Origin of the sequence: Salibacterium salarium (assembly GCF_030813635.1) — a bacterium.
Classification (GTDB): domain Bacteria; phylum Bacillota; class Bacilli; order Bacillales; family Marinococcaceae; genus Salibacterium; species Salibacterium salarium.
Window position 1 is genome coordinate 261404 of sequence record NZ_JAUSUM010000002.1, and the last position, 18152, is coordinate 279555.

Sequence of the window (18152 nt, forward strand, 5' to 3'; positions counted from 1 at the left end):
AATAAATGTATGGTGGATATAATTACTCTTGTTGCCTAGAGGTGATACCCAATGAGATGGAGTATTCAACAACTGCTTGCGAAGAATGAAACTGGATTTGACATCGATGATTCTGTTGATGTCAGTGATTTAACAGAACGTGATCGTGAAATTCGGGATATCAGCTCTGTGAAAGTCACAGGTCATGCTGCATTTACTGGTGAAACAATTACCTTTCATCTTCGTTTAGAAGGATCGATGATTTTGCCTTGTTCACGCACGCTTGCCGATGTCAATTTTCCATTTGATGTTCAAATGCTAGAAAGTTTTCGTTTAGACGGCAATCCGGTCGATGAAGAAGAAATTCAATTACATGAGCCAGAAAACGGCTATGTTGATCTTCTTCCTTATATAAAAGAAAATATTCTAGTTGAACTTCCTATTCAAGTTTTCGCTGAAGATATCGGTGAAGATGAAGCACCAGCCCCGCAATCCGGGAAAAATTGGGAAGTTATAACCGAGGATAACGTTAAGGAGAAGAAAGAAGAGGATAAATCAGAAGTCGATCCTAGAATGGCTGATTTAGCCAAGTATTTTGACAAATAGGATGTAAGAGCGAAAGAGGCAATATGTTAATCTTCGCCTGGCAAAAGTATTCAACTCTTAAAGGAGGTGGGACATATGGCAGTACCAAAAAGACGTACGTCAAAAACGCGTAAAAAAGAACGTCGCACACATCATAAAATTTCCGTGCCTGGCATGGTAAAATGTCCAGATTGCGGTGACATGAAACTATCTCACCGTATTTGTAAACATTGCGGTTCCTATAAGGGAGAAACCGTAGTAGAAAACAATTAATGGTAAAAAAACTGCTTTTCGAGGAAGTTCCCTCTGAAAAGCAGTTTTTTTGTGTTATTGGATAGTCTTTGTGACAATTTGCCATCGATTCTAATGTCACTCAAAACAACTAATGACTAGTACATACAATCATGTGAAGGATTATTTCAAGCCTTGTCTCATAACTATATTTGTTCTCTTTTTTTAAAAAGGGAATAATTTCACGAAAAAAAGGAGATAATCATTTGATAGAGCGATTCTATCTTCTATTTAGAAATCATAGAAATAAAGTAAAGAACGGAGGGATAACAATGACACTATCACGTCAGGATGCGTGGTCGGCAGATGATGATATTATGCTAGCTGAAATTGTGTTAAGACATGTCAGGGAAGGAAGTACACAATTATCTGCCTTTCAGGAAGCAGCTGAAAAGCTATCAAGAACAGCTGCGGCTTGTGGATTTCGCTGGAATGCATGTATAAGAAAAAAGTATGAAAGTGCAATAGAAATGGCTCGCACACATAAAACAGGTACGAAACAACCAGCGATAATGGAAGAAAAAGAGGATAAGAAAAATAACGAGATCGAAGAATCAACCGATTATTCTGTCCAACAAGGACAGCAAGAAACGACGAAATCAAATGAGATGTTAACGCAACTAAAAGAAACGATTTTATTTCTGCAAGGTCTTTCACAATTTATGGACGAAACAAATAATGAAAAACTAGATGGACTCGCTGAGAAAAAGGAAGCGATGCAACAAGAAAACGAGAAGCTCGAAACGGAACTTCTACAAGTAAAAAGGGATTTCAAACGATTGAGAGAGGATTATAAGGCACTGTTAGATGTAATGGAAAAAGCAAGAGCGCTTTCAGAAGGGGCTCTTCCGTATTTACAAGAAGATGAAATGGAAGAAAGCGGGTAAACAATGATAAATGTAACGTGTAAGATGGAAACAACTGCGTATAAATTAAAAATGCCGATTCAGTCGAATCGGCATTTTTGAGTTTTTTGTCATATAGTATTTCATAAAACTCTTACGTATAAGGTTTTTGAGAGAAATTCAATTATAGAGTCTATAGGCAAATGAATCTTGTTTATTCAGGGGCTAAACTAGATTCGGTTCCAGACTGTTTTTGTGCTTGAACGCCTTCTGGGTACCATACATAGGGATTTTCGCCGCGATCACGATCTGGATTATAAGTGACAGACTCAAAATTCATTTTTTCCCAAAAATAATCAGAACGTTGACGAGCATTGGTTTTCACTGGTAAATTAAATGATTTAGCATAATTCACTAATGTTTCGCCAAAACCAAGTTTCCTGTAAGGTTCTAATACTTCTAGTTTCCATAGCTCAAGGTAATTTTGAGGAGGATCAAAATAAAAATCAAATTTGCTGTCGATTTTATAGAGACACATGCGGGCGACAAGACGATCACCATAATAAATACCATAGAACGGAGATTCGCTGTCATTTTCAATGATATTTTCTTCAAGCTCTTCTTTCATTGAAAGCTCTTGAACACCGATTTCTTTAAAGTTTTGAAACTCTTCTAATGTCTTATAATTTACTAGTAAGCGCTTTACATCTTGTTTACTCATAGTAAACCTCCTTACCTATCCGAATGTCTTCATTATACTATAGAAAGGAATATTTTTGTAAAAAAGATATTGCAGTATAGAATATACATAATTATTTTAATATTCGGACACAAGAAAAGATTGATTCATGTGAGTGACTCGTATATGCTACAAAGTACATGTGTTATATGGAGAAAGGGGAGGAACGATATTGAGTAATATTATCGTTTCAATATTAGCTACTTTGCTCACTCTTCCTTTTCTAGCCTGGTACATTGTTTATATTACTATTGTAAAATCGACAAAAAGAAAATCTAAAGCTATCCGGATGGCGACTGACATCACAACTGTTTTCTTTATTGCGGCGGTTCACTTGCTCGTAATGGAAATATGGGGCCAATCGTATTTATGGGTCATTTTTCTTGTTATTTTAGTGACAGCCGTGTTATTTACGATTGCGCATTATCGTGCCAGAGAAGAGGTCGAGTTTGTCAAACTAATGAAAGGTATATGGCGCTTCACTTTTTTTCTATTTCTTGCTTCCTATTTATTATTGGTATGTTACGGGTGGATAAGCTATTTGCTTTCAGCTTTCATTGCGTAAACGTTCGTGATAATCTGATAAAAAAGAAACATGTACGTTGTAGTGTGAAAGAAAGGCAGGATTCATAATGGACGTATTTGAAGAATACATACCGCATACCAATAAATTTGTAAAAGATTATGTAGAAAACGGTGAAAGGGCTCAGTCTCTTTTTGATTATGGACAATCATCGGAAGATATAAAAAAGCGTCTTTATGAATTATCTAGTAGAACATACCCGAAAGAATCACTTTATAAGCATTTATACAAATATAATAATAAACTAAAGTATAATATTGGAGCTTTGCGGGAATTGGACAAACTTCATAATCCTGACGCAGTTATGATGGTGACAGGGCAGCAGGCAGGAATATTATCGGGCCCGTTTTACACGATTACAAAAGCTTTGACAATTCTAAAAGAAGCAGAAGCTAAAGAAGAAATGCTTGGTGTGCCTGTTCTGCCTGTGTTTTGGATCGCTGGCGAAGATCATGATTGGGATGAGGTTAATCATATATTCTTACCAAATGATGATAAGCCTAGAAAAGTGACGTATAAGGGAGAACATGACCCGGGTAAGCCGGTCTCTGACCAGCTGCTTGACGAGGAAGCTTTTGAAAGATGGTGGCGAGAGGTTATGACTGTGCTCCCAGAAACGAATCATACCACAGATGTATATCATTCGTTGCAGCAATTGGCAGGAAAATCGTTGACGATGACTGACTTTTTCGCCGAAGTGATGAGATGGTTGTTTAAAGACACTGGTCTAATAATGTTAGATGCAAATCATCATGACTTGCGCCAAATGGAAACAGATATGTTTTTGGAATTAATTCATGCCAATAACGTTGTAAGAGACGCCGTAAAACAAGGGATTGATAATCGTAAGGCATTTGACTATGAAACCCCAGAAGGTTTGTCCGACAAAAGTGCTCAGCTTTTTTATCATTATCACCAAAAACGGCAGTTGTTATATAAACAAAGTGAAAACATGTACACAGATAAAACTGGAAACCTATCCATCCATGAAAATGATTTAATAAAGCAAGCATCATCTCATCCGGAAAACTTAAGCACAAATGCTTTGACACGTCCATTAATTCAAGAACAATTACTTCCTGTACTCGGTTATATAGCAGGTCCGGGTGAAATAAATTATTGGTCTTTGTTGAAGCCTTTGTTTCACCGTTTTGGGCTGTATATGCCACCTTTGCTTCCGAGGATGGAGATAACAGTCGTTCCTCGCTTCGTTCAATCCGTTATGGATAAAGAATCATTAACTGTACCACAATTGCTAAAAAGCGGAGCGGGGTCGCATATTGAACAAATCCGCAAACATGCCAAAAAAGTCGATGGAGCCTCCATGGCAGAAGAGCTGTTACAAGAAATAGAACCGTATCATGCCAATATGCAACAAGAGTGGGGAAAGATTGCCCCATCAGAAAGAAGTTATGGTGAGACGAATTGGAAAATCATTCAGAAAGAAATCTATTCCTTTGCAGAAAAAATAGATAATTATCAAGAAAACAAGGAGATGGACCGTGTTCAAAGAATCAAAAAAGCAGAGCAAATGCTAGTCCCTTTCAACAATCCACAAGAGAGAGTCTATAATATGATTTTTTTCTTAAATAAATATGGAAGCACCTTTGTTCAAGATTTAAAATCCCTCGAAATCGAACGAAATGGAAAACATAAATATATAAAAATGTAAAAAATAAGAAAATGTCTAAAACGAAAGCAGTTTTTGTAAACTCCCGCTATGAAAGGGGAGTTTTTTTGTCGTTAAAAAATTTTCAATAAATCGTGGTATAAAGTGGGGGAATGTGGTAAGTTATAGATAGAAAGTGGAGGAGGATGGTTCGGCATGTTTATGGGCGAACATCATCATAACGTGGATGACAAAGGCAGAATGATTGTTCCTTCTCGATTTAGAGAGGGTCTTGGAGCCACGTTTGTTATTACACGCGGGATGGATGAATGTTTGTTCATATATCCGATGGATGAGTGGGAACGTTTAGAGTCTCAACTTAAATCGCTTCCGTTTACCAAAAAAGATGCCCGGGCTTTCACAAGATTCTTTTTTTCTGGAGCAACAGAATGTGAACTAGATAAACAGGGAAGGATAAGTATTCCCTCCACTTTGCGCCACTATGCAGGTATAAAAAAAGAATGTGTAGTTATTGGTGTATCCACTAGGGTGGAAATTTGGAGCAAAGAACAGTGGGAAACGTATTTTGAAGAATCGCAAGAATCTTTCTCTGAAATCGCTGAAAACATTGTAGACTTTGATTTTTAATATAGACGAAATAAAGATAAGAAGGGGGGGCACCAATCGTTGGAATCTTTTAACCATGATGCAGTATTACTGAAAGAGGCAGTAGAAGGATTAGCTGTGAAAAGCCACGGTACATATATTGATTGCACCCTCGGTGGCGCAGGTCACAGCGAAAAAATACTACAGTCCTTAAATAAAACAGGTCATTTGTATGCTTTTGACCAAGATGAAAATGCCCTGATTCATGCTGAAGACAGGCTTCATCAATATAAAGGTCAGTTCACTTTATTGAACGAGAATTTTGAATATCTCAAAGGACAAATGTCAAAGCATTCCGTAGTTGGAGTGGATGGTATACTATTTGATCTTGGTGTCTCCTCACCACAATTGGATGAAGCGGCTAGAGGGTTCAGCTACAGATATGATGCTCCGCTTGATATGAGGATGAATCAGCGCCAGGAACTAACTGCTGAAACGGTGGTAAATGAATGGAGCTTTCATGACCTTTCATTTATTATTTCTAAGTATGGAGAGGAAAAATTTGCGAAACAAATTGCCCGTAAAATTGAAGCTGCCAGGCAAAAAGCGCCGATTGAAACCACCTTTGAATTGACAGACATTATTAAAAAAGCGATACCGGCTCCTGCGCGAAGAAAAGGTGGACACCCTTCCAAGCGTACGTTTCAAGCCATACGAATTGCTGTGAACGATGAACTGGGTGTGTTGGAGAGAGCTTTAAGAGATGCTGTCGAGCTGTTAAATCCCGGAGGGCGCCTTTGTGTCATTACGTTTCATTCTTTAGAGGATAGGATTTGTAAGCAAATCTTTAAAGAGCAGAGCAGTACTCCTGATTTACCGAAAGGGCTGCCGGTGATACCGGAAGGGCAAGAACCGGTGCTAAAATTAATTTCCAAAAAGCCGATAACAGCAGAGGTAGGAGAATTAGATGAAAATAACCGTGCTCATTCAGCAAAACTGCGAATAGCGGAAAAACGTTAGGGGGAAGCGCTTTGGATAATTTGGCTCAGCAATTGCAACGTCAAAAACAGCAAACAGAGACAGTACATACACATGTGCAACAACACCAAATCCCTGGGAAAATTTCAAAAGGGGAAAAGGTTATCTTTTCCGCTATGATTATCGCCGTACTAATTGCTTCTGTTTTTGTGGTCACAAACTATGCTAATATTTATACACAAGAACGTGAAATATCCAATTTGAATCAGTCTATAAATGAACAAACAGAAATGAATCGCAGCCTCGAACTTGAAGTTTCAGAGCTCAGCTCTCCAGATCGTATTATGTATTATGCTAAAGAAGAATTGGGGATGGAACTAGACGACAAGCAAGTTAAAGTTATTCAAGGCGCGACACCTTAATAAATAGAGTGAAAATAAAAAAATGGGGGGCGGCTAATGCTTGCCGCCCTTGTTCTGTTTACATAGAAGTATCGTAGATGAGGTGGTGTATGGATTGGCTCAAAAACGAAAAAGTATTATTAAAAGAGCATTACTTCTATTAACAATAATTGTATTGTTTTTTCTAGTTTTTGCTGGAAGAGTCGTATATGTTCAGGTAGGTAAAGAGGTAGATGGTCAGAACTTAGAGGCAATGGCAGAATCTCGTTGGACGACGTCAACGACATTACATGGGCAAAGAGGAACAATTTATGATCGTGAAGGTTCCCCGTTGGCAGAAGAAGTTCAGTCCTACACTGCATTTGCTGTTTTAAATGAAGACTATGAAAGTTACGTGGAGAACCCATCAAAAACAGCTGAGGAATTAGCTCCATTGATTGAAAAGGATGTCTCAGAACTAACGAATATGTTTCGGAATGGAATAGAGGAAGGGAAATTCCAAATAGAGCTCGGTTCAGGTTCTAAATATTTATCGTTATCCGAAAAAGAGGAAATTGATGAGTTGAATCTGCCAGGTATTTATTTTCGCACGGAACCAAAACGATATTACCCGAATCAAGAATTTGCTTCTCATGTGTTAGGGTACACAGAGCATGATATGAGTGAAGCAAAAATGGGATTAGAGTTAGAATTAGATGAAAACATGTCTCCGACGGATGGGTCTCTATCTTATCAACGAAATCGACAAGGTACTCCGTTATGGAATGTCAATGAGCAGCTAGAAGAACCAGAAGATGGGGAAGATGTCTATTTAACCATTGACTCAAATATACAAACAGCAATTGAACAAGCAATGACCAAAGTAGAAGAGCAATATGACCCTAATAAAATGACAGCAATCGTAGCTAACGCACAAACTGGAGAGATATTAGGGATGGGGAATCGTCCAAGTTTTAATCCAAACGAATATGAATCCATCACTAATTATACGAACTATGCCGTTTCAGACAGGATTGAACCTGGTTCTACTATGAAGATGTTTACATTGGCTGCTGCAATAGAAGAAGGGGTCTTTGATGGGAGTGACACTTTTCAATCTGGTACGTATAACATAGGATCAAGTACGATTGGTGATCACAATAACAGTCAAGGTTGGGGAGAAATTACGTATGACGAAGGGCTCATACGTTCCTCCAATGTGGCTTTTGCAAAAGTGGCTCTTGAAAAATTAGGACCCGAACGTTTTTTTAAGTATATGAATAAATTCGGATTTTCAGAACGTACGGGAATTGATTTACCTAATGAAGCCAATAGTAACTTAGCCAAGCCTACTGATTTAAATACTGCGGTTACTGGTTTTGGACAATCGAGTGCTGTTACTCCGATTCAACTTCTTCAAGCAGCCACAGCGGTTGCAAATGATGGAGAGATGATGACCCCATATATTGTTGATAAAATTTATAATTCTAAAGAAGATCAATATTCATATGAAGCTTCTCCAGAATCAGCAGGAAACCCAATAAGTGAAGATACTGCTACAAGAGCAAGAGAGAAGCTAGAGAAAGTAGTAACGTCAGAAGACGGAACAGGGCAACCGTTTCAAATAGATGGAATAGATGTTGCCGGTAAGACAGGAACGGCACAAATTAGTGACCCGAATGGACCGGGTTATTTAAGTGGTGAAGACCAAAATATTTTTTCTTTTATTGGAATGGCTCCTGTTGATGATCCAAGTATTATTGTATATGTAGCGGTGGATCGTCCAAATTTAGAAGATACGGAATCTGGTTCATCACCTGTATCTCAAATATTTAATCCAGTTATGAAGCAAAGTTTATCATATTTAAATCTTTCTCCTAACGATGTTGAAGAAGAAGAGGTGTATGAAGAAGACGGAGTGAAAGCAGAGTCCTATGTTGATGAAAACCTTGATGAAGCCGTTGCACACCTCGAAGATAGAGGGTTAGCTCCACTTACAATTGGGGATGGTTCAACCATAACGGACCAATACCCGACGGCAGGAGAACCGCTCATTATCGGAGAAAAAGTTTTTCTGTTAACCGATGGAGAAATATCTATGCCGGATATGACAGGATGGTCTTTACGTGATGTGAAAAGATTGAGTACCCTTTTAGAACTCCAGCTAGATCACTTGGGTTCAGGGTATGTAACAGATCAAAGTATTGATTCTGGAGCTTCTGTCCAGAAGGGAGGACATCTGACAATAGAATTGCAAACAGCGGCAGAAAATAATTCTAAAACAAAGCAAGAACAACAAGAAAGTGATGAGCAAAAAGCAGAACAACAGAGAGAATAGCGAAAAACGCGTAGAATGAAATCCGTTCTTATTAAAGGTAAACAAGCATAAGGTTTAAACAAGACGTTAGCACGATTAATATAAACCTTATGGTGGTGGAACGCAAAATGCGCGTATCTTTCCTTACAGTCAGAAAAAGACTCTTTTTTGTACTTGTTGGTGGAGCTGTTGCTATAGCAATCTTGTTATTTCGGCTCGGTTTTGTTCAGTTTTCGATGGGGGAATGGTTGACAGAACTTGCGAAAGATTCATGGAGCCGTGATGTTCCATTTGAATCCGAACGTGGGGAAATTTTAGATCGAAATGGAGAAATACTAGCGACTAATATTAGTGCCCCTTCTGTGATTGCGGCCCCAAAACAAATTGAAAATCCAGAGCAGTCAGCAGCAGAGTTAGCTGTGACTCTTGGAGTAAGTGAAGATAAAGCATATGGTTGGCTGACTAAGAATGAATCATTGGTACGTTTAAATCCAGAAGGACGTAAAATAAGTAAAGAAAAAGCAAAGGCAGTAAGAGATCTTGATATAGAAGGGATATATATCGCTGAAGACAATAAGCGTCACTATCCTAAAGGGACATATCTTTCGCATGTGCTAGGTTTTGCTGGAATTGATAATCAGGGTCTTACCGGTTTGGAACAATACTATGATGAGAGACTTAAAGGTGAAGCCGGGCGGGTATCATTTTTTTCTGATGCAAAGGGACAAAAGCTGCAAGGGCTGGCGGATGAATATGAACAACCTGAAAAAGGTGAAGATTTAAGGTTAACGATTGATGACCGCGTACAAACAATCATCGAACGTGAATTGGACATCGCTGAGGCAACATATAATCCAGATGGGGCCCTTGCAATCGCAATGGATCCTGATTCAGGTGAAATACTCGGTATGAGCAGCCGCCCTGATTTTAACCCAGATAATTTTAGAGAAATCCCGGCAGAAGTTTATAATCAAAATAAACCTGTATGGTCGACATATGAGCCGGGTTCCACATTTAAAATTATTACACTCGCTGCCGCTCTTGAAGAAGAGAAAGTTGATTTAGAAAACGATCATTTTAATGATCCCGGTTATATTGAAGTGAATGGAACGAAACTTCATTGTTGGAAAAAAGGAGGACACGGCGAACAAACATTTTTGGAAGTTGTCCAAAATTCCTGTAACCCTGGATTTGTTGCACTAGGGGAAAGACTGGGCACCGATACATTATTTGACTATATTGATAATTTTGGTTTCGGAAAAAAAACAGGAGTGGATTTGCAGGGCGAAGGTACGGGCATATTGTTTAATAGGGAAAATGTAGGCCCATTGGAACTTGCAACTACAGCTTTTGGTCAAGGGGTTTCTGTTACCCCCCTCCAACAAGTAACGGCGGTGTCAGCAGCAGTAAATGGTGGTTATTTATATCAACCTTATTTGGCAAAAGAATGGCTAGACCCGACAACTGGAATGGTGAAACAATCGACACCACCTAAAATGAAACAAAGAGTGATCTCAGAACAAACTTCTAAAGAAGTACGGCATGCGTTAGAATATGTTGTAGCAAAAGGAACAGGAAAAGGTGCGTTCGTAGATGGATATCGAGTAGGTGGAAAAACAGGAACTGCTCAAAAAGCAGAAGGCGGGCAGTATTTAGAGAATAATCATATCGTTTCCTTTATTGGATTCGCTCCGGCGAATGACCCAGAAATAGTGGTTTATACTGCTATTGATAATCCGAAAGATACACTTCAATTCGGTGGAATCGTTGCCGCACCAATCGTTGGTAATATTATTGGTGATAGTTTAAGTGCTATGGGAGTGGAAAAACAGACTAATCAACTTGAAAAAAGTTTAGACTGGGATGATGATGTTTTGACAGAAACTCCTGATGTGACAGGGAAAAATCTGAAAGAGTTACATCAGGCCTATTATCCGTTCAACATAGAAAAAGAAGGAGAAGGATCGGTTGTGGTTGCTCAATCTCCCGAACCCGGAGAAAAAATAAAAGAAGGTGGAACAATAAGGCTTTATCTGGATGACAAATCGGAATCTTCCGATTAAAATAGATGAAGTGTCCAATGAAGGACACACAAGTAGCAATAGTACCTCGTTTATTAATCACGTATCAGGAGAGAAGTTATAATGAAAAAATTAAATGATTTAACAAGTCACCTTTTTATTACAGAAAGTATAGAACCTATTAATCCAACTATAACGTCTTTGCATATGGACTCCCGCTCTGTTGAAACGGGGGGATTGTTTTTTTGTATTAGAGGTTACACCGTAGATGGTCACGATTATGCTATTGGTGCCGAGAGTTCTGGAGCAGCTGCGATTGTTACAGAAGAGCGGCTTGATGTTTCTATTCCACAAGTTATTGTTGAAGACACAAAACGTGCTATGGCAGTGATAGCTAATGTGTTTTATAATCATCCAACTCGCTCTTTTCGATTAATTGGAGTAACGGGAACGAATGGAAAAACAACTACCAGTCATCTCATTGATGCCATTCTAAAAGAAAACGATAAAAAAACAGGTTTAATTGGAACAATGTACACAAAAATTGGAGAAATTGAATCAGAAACAGTGAATACAACACCAGAATCATTACCGTTACAACAATTATTTTCTGATATGGTCGCAGAAGAAGTTGACACGTGTGTTATGGAAGTATCCTCGCATGCACTTGACCTTGGCAGAGTTAGGGGATGCGCTTTTAATACTGCTGTCTTTACAAATCTCACACCAGAGCATTTAGATTATCATGGCACCATGGATGCTTATAAACAGGCAAAGGGGCTCTTATTTGCGCAATTGGGGAATACGTATGATGGGCCAGTTAAAACAGCGGTGTTAAATGGGGACGATCCAGCTTCCACTGATTATAAGAGAATGACCTCCGTTCCGGTTCTTACATATGGGATGAGCCAACACAATGATATTCATGCAAGGAAAATGAAAATGACACCGGGAGGGAGTTTTTTCGAATTAGTTACTCCGTGGGGGGTCCGAACTTTACGCTTGTCGCTTGTCGGTCGATTTAGTGTTTATAATGCACTTGCTGCTGCGGCTGCTTGTTTAGCAGAAGGGTTAGAATTGAATACCATCGTTTCTGCCTTAGAGAGGGTGACGGGAGTACGGGGTAGATTTGAACCAGTAGATGCTGGACAGTCGTTTGCAGTAGTTGTTGATTATGCTCATACGGCTGATAGTTTGGAAAATGTCTTGCGAACCATACAAGAGATGGCTGAAGGTGATATCTATGTTGTCGTTGGCTGTGGAGGAGATAGAGATAAAGCAAAACGCCCGAAAATGGCCCGTGTTGCTTTGGAATACAGCACCCATGCGATTTTCACTTCAGATAACCCTCGTAATGAAGACCCTCAACAAATATTGAATCAGATGACAGAAGGTATTTCAGAAGCTGAGTCCTATAACGTTGAACTCGATCGTGATCAGGCCATTCGTTCAGCGGTGAAACAAGCAAAGGCAAATGATATTGTCTTAATTGCAGGTAAAGGACATGAAACGTATCAAATAATAGGAAGTCAAGTTATTGAATTCGATGATCGAGCTAAAGCATACAACGCTATTAAAGAACTAAAAAAATAAGGAAGGAGGAAGCAAAATCGTGGTCTCCATTATATTTATTGCACTAGTTACTGCATTTATTTTGACAGTCATCATATCACCAATTAGTATTCCAGTTCTAAAAAGACTGAAGTTTGGCCAGAGTATTAGAGAAGAGGGGCCTAAATCCCATATGAAAAAAGGAGGAACTCCCACAATGGGAGGAGTAATGGTTCTTCTCTCTATTCTTTTCACAACCCTAATTATTCAAGGGTTTGTGCTAGAGTGGAGCACAGAAACCTTTTTGTTACTTCTGGTAACTATTGGATTTGGTTTTCTCGGCTTTCTCGATGATTTTATCAAAATAACAAAGAAACGAAATTTAGGATTAACTTCGAAACAAAAACTTGCTGGACAATTGATTATTGCGTTGATTTTTTTCCTTGTATTAAACGATAGTCAATTCAGTACCGACGTGGCAGTACCCGGAACGACCATGTCGATTGATTTTGATTGGTTCTATTTATTGCTTACTATCGTAATGCTTGTCGGTTCGTCCAACGCGGTCAACTTAACAGATGGATTAGATGGACTGCTTGCTGGTACAGGAGCGATTGCTTTTGGGGCATTTGCAGTACTTGCTTGGAATGTTGAAATGGGAAATGCTGCAGTTTTTGCAGCGACTACAGCCGGAGCTGTTCTTGGATTTTTAGTTTTTAATGCACACCCTGCTAAAGTATTTATGGGTGATACGGGATCCCTTGCTCTAGGAGGAGGGCTTGCGGCATTAGCTATTATTACAAAACTAGAATTGTTGCTGATTATTATTGGTGCGGTGTTTGTATTAGAAACTGTGTCGGTTATCTTACAAGTACTTTCTTTCAAATTAAAGGGAACTCGAATATTTAAAATGAGTCCGATTCATCACCACTTTGAACTTTCGGGTTGGTCGGAATGGCGGGTTGTTGTGACTTTTTGGGTAGCCGCAGCGGTTTGCGCTGTACTTGGAATTTATATTGAGGTGTGGGTATGAAGGATAAACGATGGTTTTTTCAAAAAAATATATTAGTATTAGGGCTTGCAAAAAGTGGGTTGGCGGCCGCAAAAACTCTTAAACAACTAGGAGCCAATGTAACGGTGAACGAAGCTAAAAATCTTAAAGGCAGTGTTGAAGAAGAGGAGCTCCGTCGATTGAACATAAAACTTGTATCAGGAGGTCACCCTCTTCATTTAGTAGATGACTCTCTTGATTATATTGTCAAAAATCCTGGTATCCGCTATGATAACCCAATCGTCAAAATCGCAGTAGAAAAAAAACTGCCTGTTGTAACAGAAATAGAGTTGGCTGACATTATAGGAGAAGGGGATATTTTGGCAATTACCGGCTCCAATGGTAAGACTACAACAACCACACTTATTTACGAAATGCTGCAAAAATCGGGTGTACCTTCACACTTGGCTGGAAATATAGGTAATGTCGCATGTGAAGTTGCAGAAAACACCAAAAAAGGTGACGTGATGGTAACGGAAGTGTCAAGTTTCCAACTAAAAGGAACCGAAGAATTTCATCCTCGAACGTCTGTGTTATTAAATATTTTTGATGCCCATCTTGACTACCATGGAGGAAGGGCGGATTATGAATACTCGAAAGGGAAAATTTTCGAAAACATGAAAAAGGGAGATTCGGCCATTTATAATGCGGAAGATCCTGTAGTGACCAAACTTGCGCACCAGTCTTTTGCATCGTTAATTCCCTTCTCGGTTCATGGTCACATTACTGATGGTGCTTATGTGAAAGACGATGTACTATATTTTCGCGGTGAAGAAATTATAACAGTGGAAGAGGCAGCCCTACCAGGCAAACATAATCAAGAAAATATGTTGGCAGCTATTGCTGCTGCTATTATTCATGGGGCTAATAAATCAGAAATACGAAAGGTGCTCATGGATTTCAATGGAATAGAACATCGTTTGCAATTTGTTGGTTCACTAAATGGTAGAAAAGTATATAATGACTCTAAAGCGACGAATATTTTGTCTACCCAAAAAGCAATTGAAGCCTTCACTAACCCTGTTGTTTTATTAGCTGGTGGATTGGACAGGGGAAACGAATTTGATGACTTAATACCATCTTTAAAAAATGTGAAAGCGGCTGTGTTTTATGGAGAAACAAAAGATAAATTAGAGCAGGCTGGAAAAAGTGCTGGTATTACAAAAATAAAAAAGACAAACACGTTAGACGAAGCTGTTCATCATGCGTATTTTTTTACAGAACAGGATGATGTACTATTATTGTCCCCTGCATGTGCAAGCTGGGATCAATTCAAAACATTTGAAGAACGAGGGGCAGCGTTTTTACAGGCTGTTGAAAAAATAAAATTGGAAGTGAAATCAGACCTATCAGGGTGACGCTAAGCATGTTCACCTTTCTATGGCATACATTGTAAAAAGAACTTTCAATGTATGTAAAAAGAGGTGGGCGAAATGGAAAATGCGACACGGCCGTTTGATAAACTGTTATTAGTTTCTCTATTATGCTTGTTAACAGTTGGAATGTTTATGGTTTATAGCGCTAGTTCTGCATTAGGGGAGTATGTTCACAATGATGCGTTTTACTTCTTAAAAAGACAACTGATATTTGCAGGTGCCGGTCTGGCCGCAATGATTGCAATAGCACGTATAGACTATTGGTTTTGGAAACGGTGGTCTTTTGTTATTTTAATTGTCTGTTTTTTCTTTTTGATTCTTGTTCTCATCCCTGGTGTCGGTATGGTAAGAGGTGGAGCGAGAAGTTGGATTGGCGCAGGTGCTTTTTCAATACAACCCGCTGAATTTATGAAACTTGGTATGATTATTTTTTTATCGCAATACTTAGTACGCCATCAAAAACGAATACCAGAATTTAAAAGAGGAATGCTCCCAGTTCTTCTTCTTATCTTTTTAGCATTCGCCTTGATAATGCTACAGCCTGATTTAGGAACAGGGACGGTGATGGCAGGAGCATGCTTTGTATTGTTATTTGTAGCTGGTGCTAGAATTAAACACTTTTTTTTATTAGGAGGTCTAGGTACTGCTGGATTTGTGGGATTGATTTTATCAGCACCATATAGAATACAACGTATTACATCATTTATTGATCCATGGTCAGATCCACTCGGAGCTGGTTTTCAAATTATCCAGTCTCTTTATGCGGTAGGACCGGGAGGATTATTCGGCTTAGGTTTTGGGGATAGCAGACAAAAGTTTTATTATTTACCAGAGCCACAAACGGATTTTATTTTTGCAATTATTGCTGAAGAGTTCGGATTTTTAGGAGCTGGTTTTGTACTTGTACTATTTGGTGTGCTGCTATGGAGAGGAGTAACCACTGCAATGACTGCCCCTGATATGTACGGCGCATTACTAGCAACAGGTATATGTGGCGTGATTTTCCTGCAAGTGCTTATTAATATCGGAGTGGTAACTGGTCTTTTTCCAGTAACAGGGATTACTTTACCTTTTTTAAGCTATGGAGGGTCTTCTTTAACTCTTCTATTGGCAGCAGCCGGAGTTCTACTAAATATTACAAGACACCGAACAGAGTATCATTAACAGTAGTTAACAGGAGGGTATTATGAAAGTAGTTGTCACAGGCGGCGGAACAGGGGGGCATATATACCCGGCGCTTGCCTTGGTCAAAGAGATAAAAAGATTAGAACCAAAAAGTGAATTTTTATATATCGGCACAAATCGAGGCTTAGAAAGCGATATTGTACCGCGTGCCGATATTCCTTTTCAGACAATTGCGATAAGTGGTTTTCAACGAAAATTAACTTGGAAAAACCTGCGGACGGTATGGCGTTTTGTACGTGGCACGGCAAAAGCAAAACAAATGATGAAGGATTTCGGGGCTGATATTGTTGTTGGTACAGGTGGTTACGTAGCTGGCCCGGTTGTGTATGCCGCCTCTAAATTAGGGATTCCATCAATTATACATGAACAAAACAGTGTCCCAGGATTGACAAATAAGTTTTTGAGTCGATATGTCGATAAAGTAGCTGTATCTTTTGAAGAATCAGCCTCATTTTTTCCGTCTGAAAAAGTAATTTACACGGGGAATCCAAGAGCCTCAGAGGTGACTAACATAACACCTCCTAGCCCACTAAAAGAACTTGGTCTCGATGAGTATAAGAAAACTATCTTAATTGTTGGAGGCAGCCGTGGAGCTCGTCCCATTAATGCAGCGTTTCTTGAAGCTCTCCCAACTGTTTCCGATAAAGAGTGGCAATTTTTATACGTGACTGGTTCCGTTCACTATGAAAACGTAATAGAAGAAGTGAAGAAAGCTGGAAACCCAGAAAATGTTGTTATTCAACCTTTTATTCATAATATGCCTGCTGTATTATCTTATGCTGATCTATTAATTTCAAGAGCAGGAGCGACGACGCTCGCGGAAATTACAGCATTAGGTCTTCCGTCTATTCTTATTCCAAGTCCTTATGTCACTAATAATCATCAGGAAAAAAATGCGAAATCGTTAAGTGACAAAGGCGCAGCACTATTGCGAACAGAAGATGACTGGAATGCTGATACACTTGTTCACGATACAGATAGCATTCTTTTCGATGATTCAAAATGGGAAGCTATGCATAAAGCAGCTTTAACGTTGGCTACGCCTCATGCGGCAGAAGACATTTACCGATTAATGGAAAATTTGATGAAGCCCGATAATGAAAAGGAGGGTGAATAATGAAGACGAAACAATTAATTAGCGATTTACAGGAAGCAAAAGTCGGAAAGGTAGTAGAAAATGAACCACTTTCTAAACACACTACTTGGAAAATTGGAGGACCGGCTGATGTTTTCATAGAACCGGATGGGGTAGATGCTCTTTCAAAAGCAATGGACATCATTAACTCTTATGACCTGTCCTGGAGAGTTATTGGAAGGGGTTCTAATTTATTGGTTGACGATGAGGGAATAGAAGGCGTTGTCATTAAACTTGGTCAAAACATTGGCCACCTTGAAAAAAATGACTCTACTATTCGTGTTGGAGGCGGATTATCATTCATAAAACTTGCAACCATTATGAGTAAGGAAGGCATGTCTGGCTTGGAGTTCGCTGGTGGTATTCCTGGTACGGTTGGAGGCGCAGTTTTTATGAATGCTGGAGCGCATGGATCTGACATGTCACATATTCTTGTTCAGGCACGTGTTCTCTTTCCGGATGGCAGGTTGGTATGGATTAATAATGAAGATATGAATTTTTCATATCGGACATCACGTCTACAAAAGGAAAAAGGAATTTGTGTAGAAGCAATACTCCAATTGCAGGCAGGGGATAAAGAAAAGGTTACCCATGAAATGAAAGAATACAAACAATATCGTCGTGAAACGCAACCTTGGAATTATCCGTGTGCCGGCAGCGTGTTTCGAAATCCCCTTCCTAATCATGCCGGGGCACTGATTGAAAAAGCTGGTTTGAAAGGGTATCGCCATGGAGGTGCTCAAATTTCCGAACAGCACGCTAACTTTATTGTAAACGTTGATCAGGCCAAAGCAGCTGATGTTCTAACAATTATTGAACATGTAAAAAAAACAATATATCAACTGTATAATGTAGAGATGTATACAGAAGTGGAAATTGTAGAGCGCAAGCAAATATTATAAAAGGTAGAATTGGAGGTTA

Annotated in this window: 17 protein-coding genes; 16 read left to right on the top strand and 1 reads right to left on the bottom strand. The window is 39.1% G+C overall.

Annotated elements, in window-relative coordinates; translation table 11 throughout:
- Positions 1–51 precede the first annotated feature (51 nt).
- From J2S78_RS07135 to J2S78_RS07145, 3 genes are all read left to right on the top strand, one after another.
- The gene (locus J2S78_RS07135) at positions 52–585 is read left to right on the top strand and encodes a YceD family protein (protein WP_306897384.1); all 534 of its coding nucleotides are present in this window, start codon (positions 52–54) and stop codon (positions 583–585) included.
- A gap of 75 nt (positions 586–660) precedes the next feature.
- Positions 661–837, top strand: a complete 177-nt coding sequence (gene rpmF, locus J2S78_RS07140; RefSeq protein ID WP_306897386.1) for a 50S ribosomal protein L32 — start codon at positions 661–663, stop codon at positions 835–837.
- A 290-nt stretch (positions 838–1127) separates the two neighbouring features.
- Entirely contained in the window at positions 1128–1742 is a 615-nt protein-coding gene (locus J2S78_RS07145; RefSeq protein ID WP_306897389.1) for an RsfA family transcriptional regulator, read from the top strand.
- 172 nt (positions 1743–1914) lie between these two features.
- Here J2S78_RS07145 and J2S78_RS07150 read toward each other — a convergent pair whose 3' ends face one another.
- The gene (locus J2S78_RS07150; RefSeq protein WP_306897390.1) at positions 1915–2421 is read right to left on the bottom strand and encodes an N-acetyltransferase; all 507 of its coding nucleotides are present in this window, start codon (positions 2419–2421) and stop codon (positions 1915–1917) included.
- A gap of 190 nt (positions 2422–2611) precedes the next feature.
- Here J2S78_RS07150 and J2S78_RS07155 point away from each other — a divergent pair, with 190 nt between their 5' ends.
- From J2S78_RS07155 to murB, 13 genes are all read left to right on the top strand, one after another.
- Positions 2612–3004 carry a DUF3397 domain-containing protein gene (locus J2S78_RS07155; protein ID WP_306897391.1) on the top strand — a complete coding sequence of 131 codons (393 nt, stop codon included), beginning with the start codon at positions 2612–2614 and terminating at the stop codon, positions 3002–3004.
- A gap of 67 nt (positions 3005–3071) precedes the next feature.
- Positions 3072–4694: a bacillithiol biosynthesis cysteine-adding enzyme BshC gene (bshC, locus tag J2S78_RS07160; protein ID WP_306897393.1), complete on the top strand. Its 1623-nt coding sequence runs from the start codon at positions 3072–3074 to the stop codon at positions 4692–4694.
- Positions 4695–4847: 153 nt separating this feature from the next.
- Positions 4848–5279 (top strand): division/cell wall cluster transcriptional repressor MraZ, encoded by a 432-nt coding sequence (gene mraZ / locus J2S78_RS07165; protein WP_125558669.1) that lies wholly within the window; start codon positions 4848–4850, stop codon positions 5277–5279.
- Positions 5280–5318: 39 nt separating this feature from the next.
- Complete coding sequence (gene rsmH / locus J2S78_RS07170; RefSeq protein WP_306897396.1) at positions 5319–6257, top strand: 16S rRNA (cytosine(1402)-N(4))-methyltransferase RsmH; 939 nt, start codon at positions 5319–5321, stop codon at positions 6255–6257.
- Between the two features lie 11 nt (positions 6258–6268).
- Positions 6269–6637, top strand: coding sequence for a cell division protein FtsL (gene ftsL, locus J2S78_RS07175; protein ID WP_125558672.1), 369 nt, complete (start codon positions 6269–6271; stop codon positions 6635–6637).
- A gap of 85 nt (positions 6638–6722) precedes the next feature.
- Entirely contained in the window at positions 6723–8933 is a 2211-nt protein-coding gene (locus J2S78_RS07180; RefSeq protein WP_306898744.1) for a penicillin-binding protein, read from the top strand.
- A gap of 107 nt (positions 8934–9040) precedes the next feature.
- Complete coding sequence (locus J2S78_RS07185; protein WP_306897399.1) at positions 9041–10975, top strand: stage V sporulation protein D; 1935 nt, start codon at positions 9041–9043, stop codon at positions 10973–10975.
- Between the two features lie 81 nt (positions 10976–11056).
- Positions 11057–12526 carry a UDP-N-acetylmuramoyl-L-alanyl-D-glutamate--2,6-diaminopimelate ligase gene (locus tag J2S78_RS07190; protein ID WP_306897401.1) on the top strand — a complete coding sequence of 490 codons (1470 nt, stop codon included), beginning with the start codon at positions 11057–11059 and terminating at the stop codon, positions 12524–12526.
- A 16-nt stretch (positions 12527–12542) separates the two neighbouring features.
- A complete protein-coding gene (gene mraY / locus J2S78_RS07195) occupies positions 12543–13517 on the top strand; it encodes a phospho-N-acetylmuramoyl-pentapeptide-transferase (protein ID WP_306898745.1) in 975 nt (324 codons plus the stop codon).
- Positions 13514–14893 carry a UDP-N-acetylmuramoyl-L-alanine--D-glutamate ligase gene (murD, locus tag J2S78_RS07200; protein WP_306897403.1) on the top strand — a complete coding sequence of 460 codons (1380 nt, stop codon included), beginning with the start codon at positions 13514–13516 and terminating at the stop codon, positions 14891–14893. Before mraY ends, murD begins: the two co-directional genes overlap by 4 nt.
- 75 nt (positions 14894–14968) lie before the next feature.
- The gene (gene spoVE, locus J2S78_RS07205) at positions 14969–16075 is read left to right on the top strand and encodes a stage V sporulation protein E (RefSeq protein ID WP_306897405.1); all 1107 of its coding nucleotides are present in this window, start codon (positions 14969–14971) and stop codon (positions 16073–16075) included.
- A 22-nt stretch (positions 16076–16097) separates the two neighbouring features.
- Positions 16098–17213, top strand: coding sequence for an undecaprenyldiphospho-muramoylpentapeptide beta-N-acetylglucosaminyltransferase (murG, locus tag J2S78_RS07210; RefSeq protein WP_306897407.1), 1116 nt, complete (start codon positions 16098–16100; stop codon positions 17211–17213).
- On the top strand, positions 17213–18133 hold the full coding sequence (murB, locus tag J2S78_RS07215; protein ID WP_306897409.1) for a UDP-N-acetylmuramate dehydrogenase: 921 nt from the start codon (positions 17213–17215) through the stop codon (positions 18131–18133). Before murG ends, murB begins: the two co-directional genes overlap by 1 nt.
- The last annotated feature ends 19 nt before the right edge of the window (positions 18134–18152 follow it).

Bases quoted from the DNA above. Each gene is read 5' to 3' on its own strand.
- J2S78_RS07135 (WP_306897384.1), top strand. From the start codon at position 52: ATGAGATGGAGTATTCAACAACTGCTTGCGAAGAATGAAACTGGATTT.
- rpmF (WP_306897386.1), top strand. From the start codon at position 661: ATGGCAGTACCAAAAAGACGTACGTCAAAAACGCGTAAAAAAGAACGT.
- J2S78_RS07145 (WP_306897389.1), top strand. From the start codon at position 1,128: ATGACACTATCACGTCAGGATGCGTGGTCGGCAGATGATGATATTATG.
- J2S78_RS07150 (WP_306897390.1), bottom strand. From the start codon at position 2,421: ATGAGTAAACAAGATGTAAAGCGCTTACTAGTAAATTATAAGACATTA.
- bshC (WP_306897393.1), top strand. From the start codon at position 3,072: ATGGACGTATTTGAAGAATACATACCGCATACCAATAAATTTGTAAAA.
- mraZ (WP_125558669.1), top strand. From the start codon at position 4,848: ATGTTTATGGGCGAACATCATCATAACGTGGATGACAAAGGCAGAATG.
- J2S78_RS07185 (WP_306897399.1), top strand. From the start codon at position 9,041: ATGCGCGTATCTTTCCTTACAGTCAGAAAAAGACTCTTTTTTGTACTT.
- J2S78_RS07190 (WP_306897401.1), top strand. From the start codon at position 11,057: ATGAAAAAATTAAATGATTTAACAAGTCACCTTTTTATTACAGAAAGT.
- murD (WP_306897403.1), top strand. From the start codon at position 13,514: ATGAAGGATAAACGATGGTTTTTTCAAAAAAATATATTAGTATTAGGG.
- spoVE (WP_306897405.1), top strand. From the start codon at position 14,969: ATGGAAAATGCGACACGGCCGTTTGATAAACTGTTATTAGTTTCTCTA.
- murG (WP_306897407.1), top strand. From the start codon at position 16,098: ATGAAAGTAGTTGTCACAGGCGGCGGAACAGGGGGGCATATATACCCG.
- murB (WP_306897409.1), top strand. From the start codon at position 17,213: ATGAAGACGAAACAATTAATTAGCGATTTACAGGAAGCAAAAGTCGGA.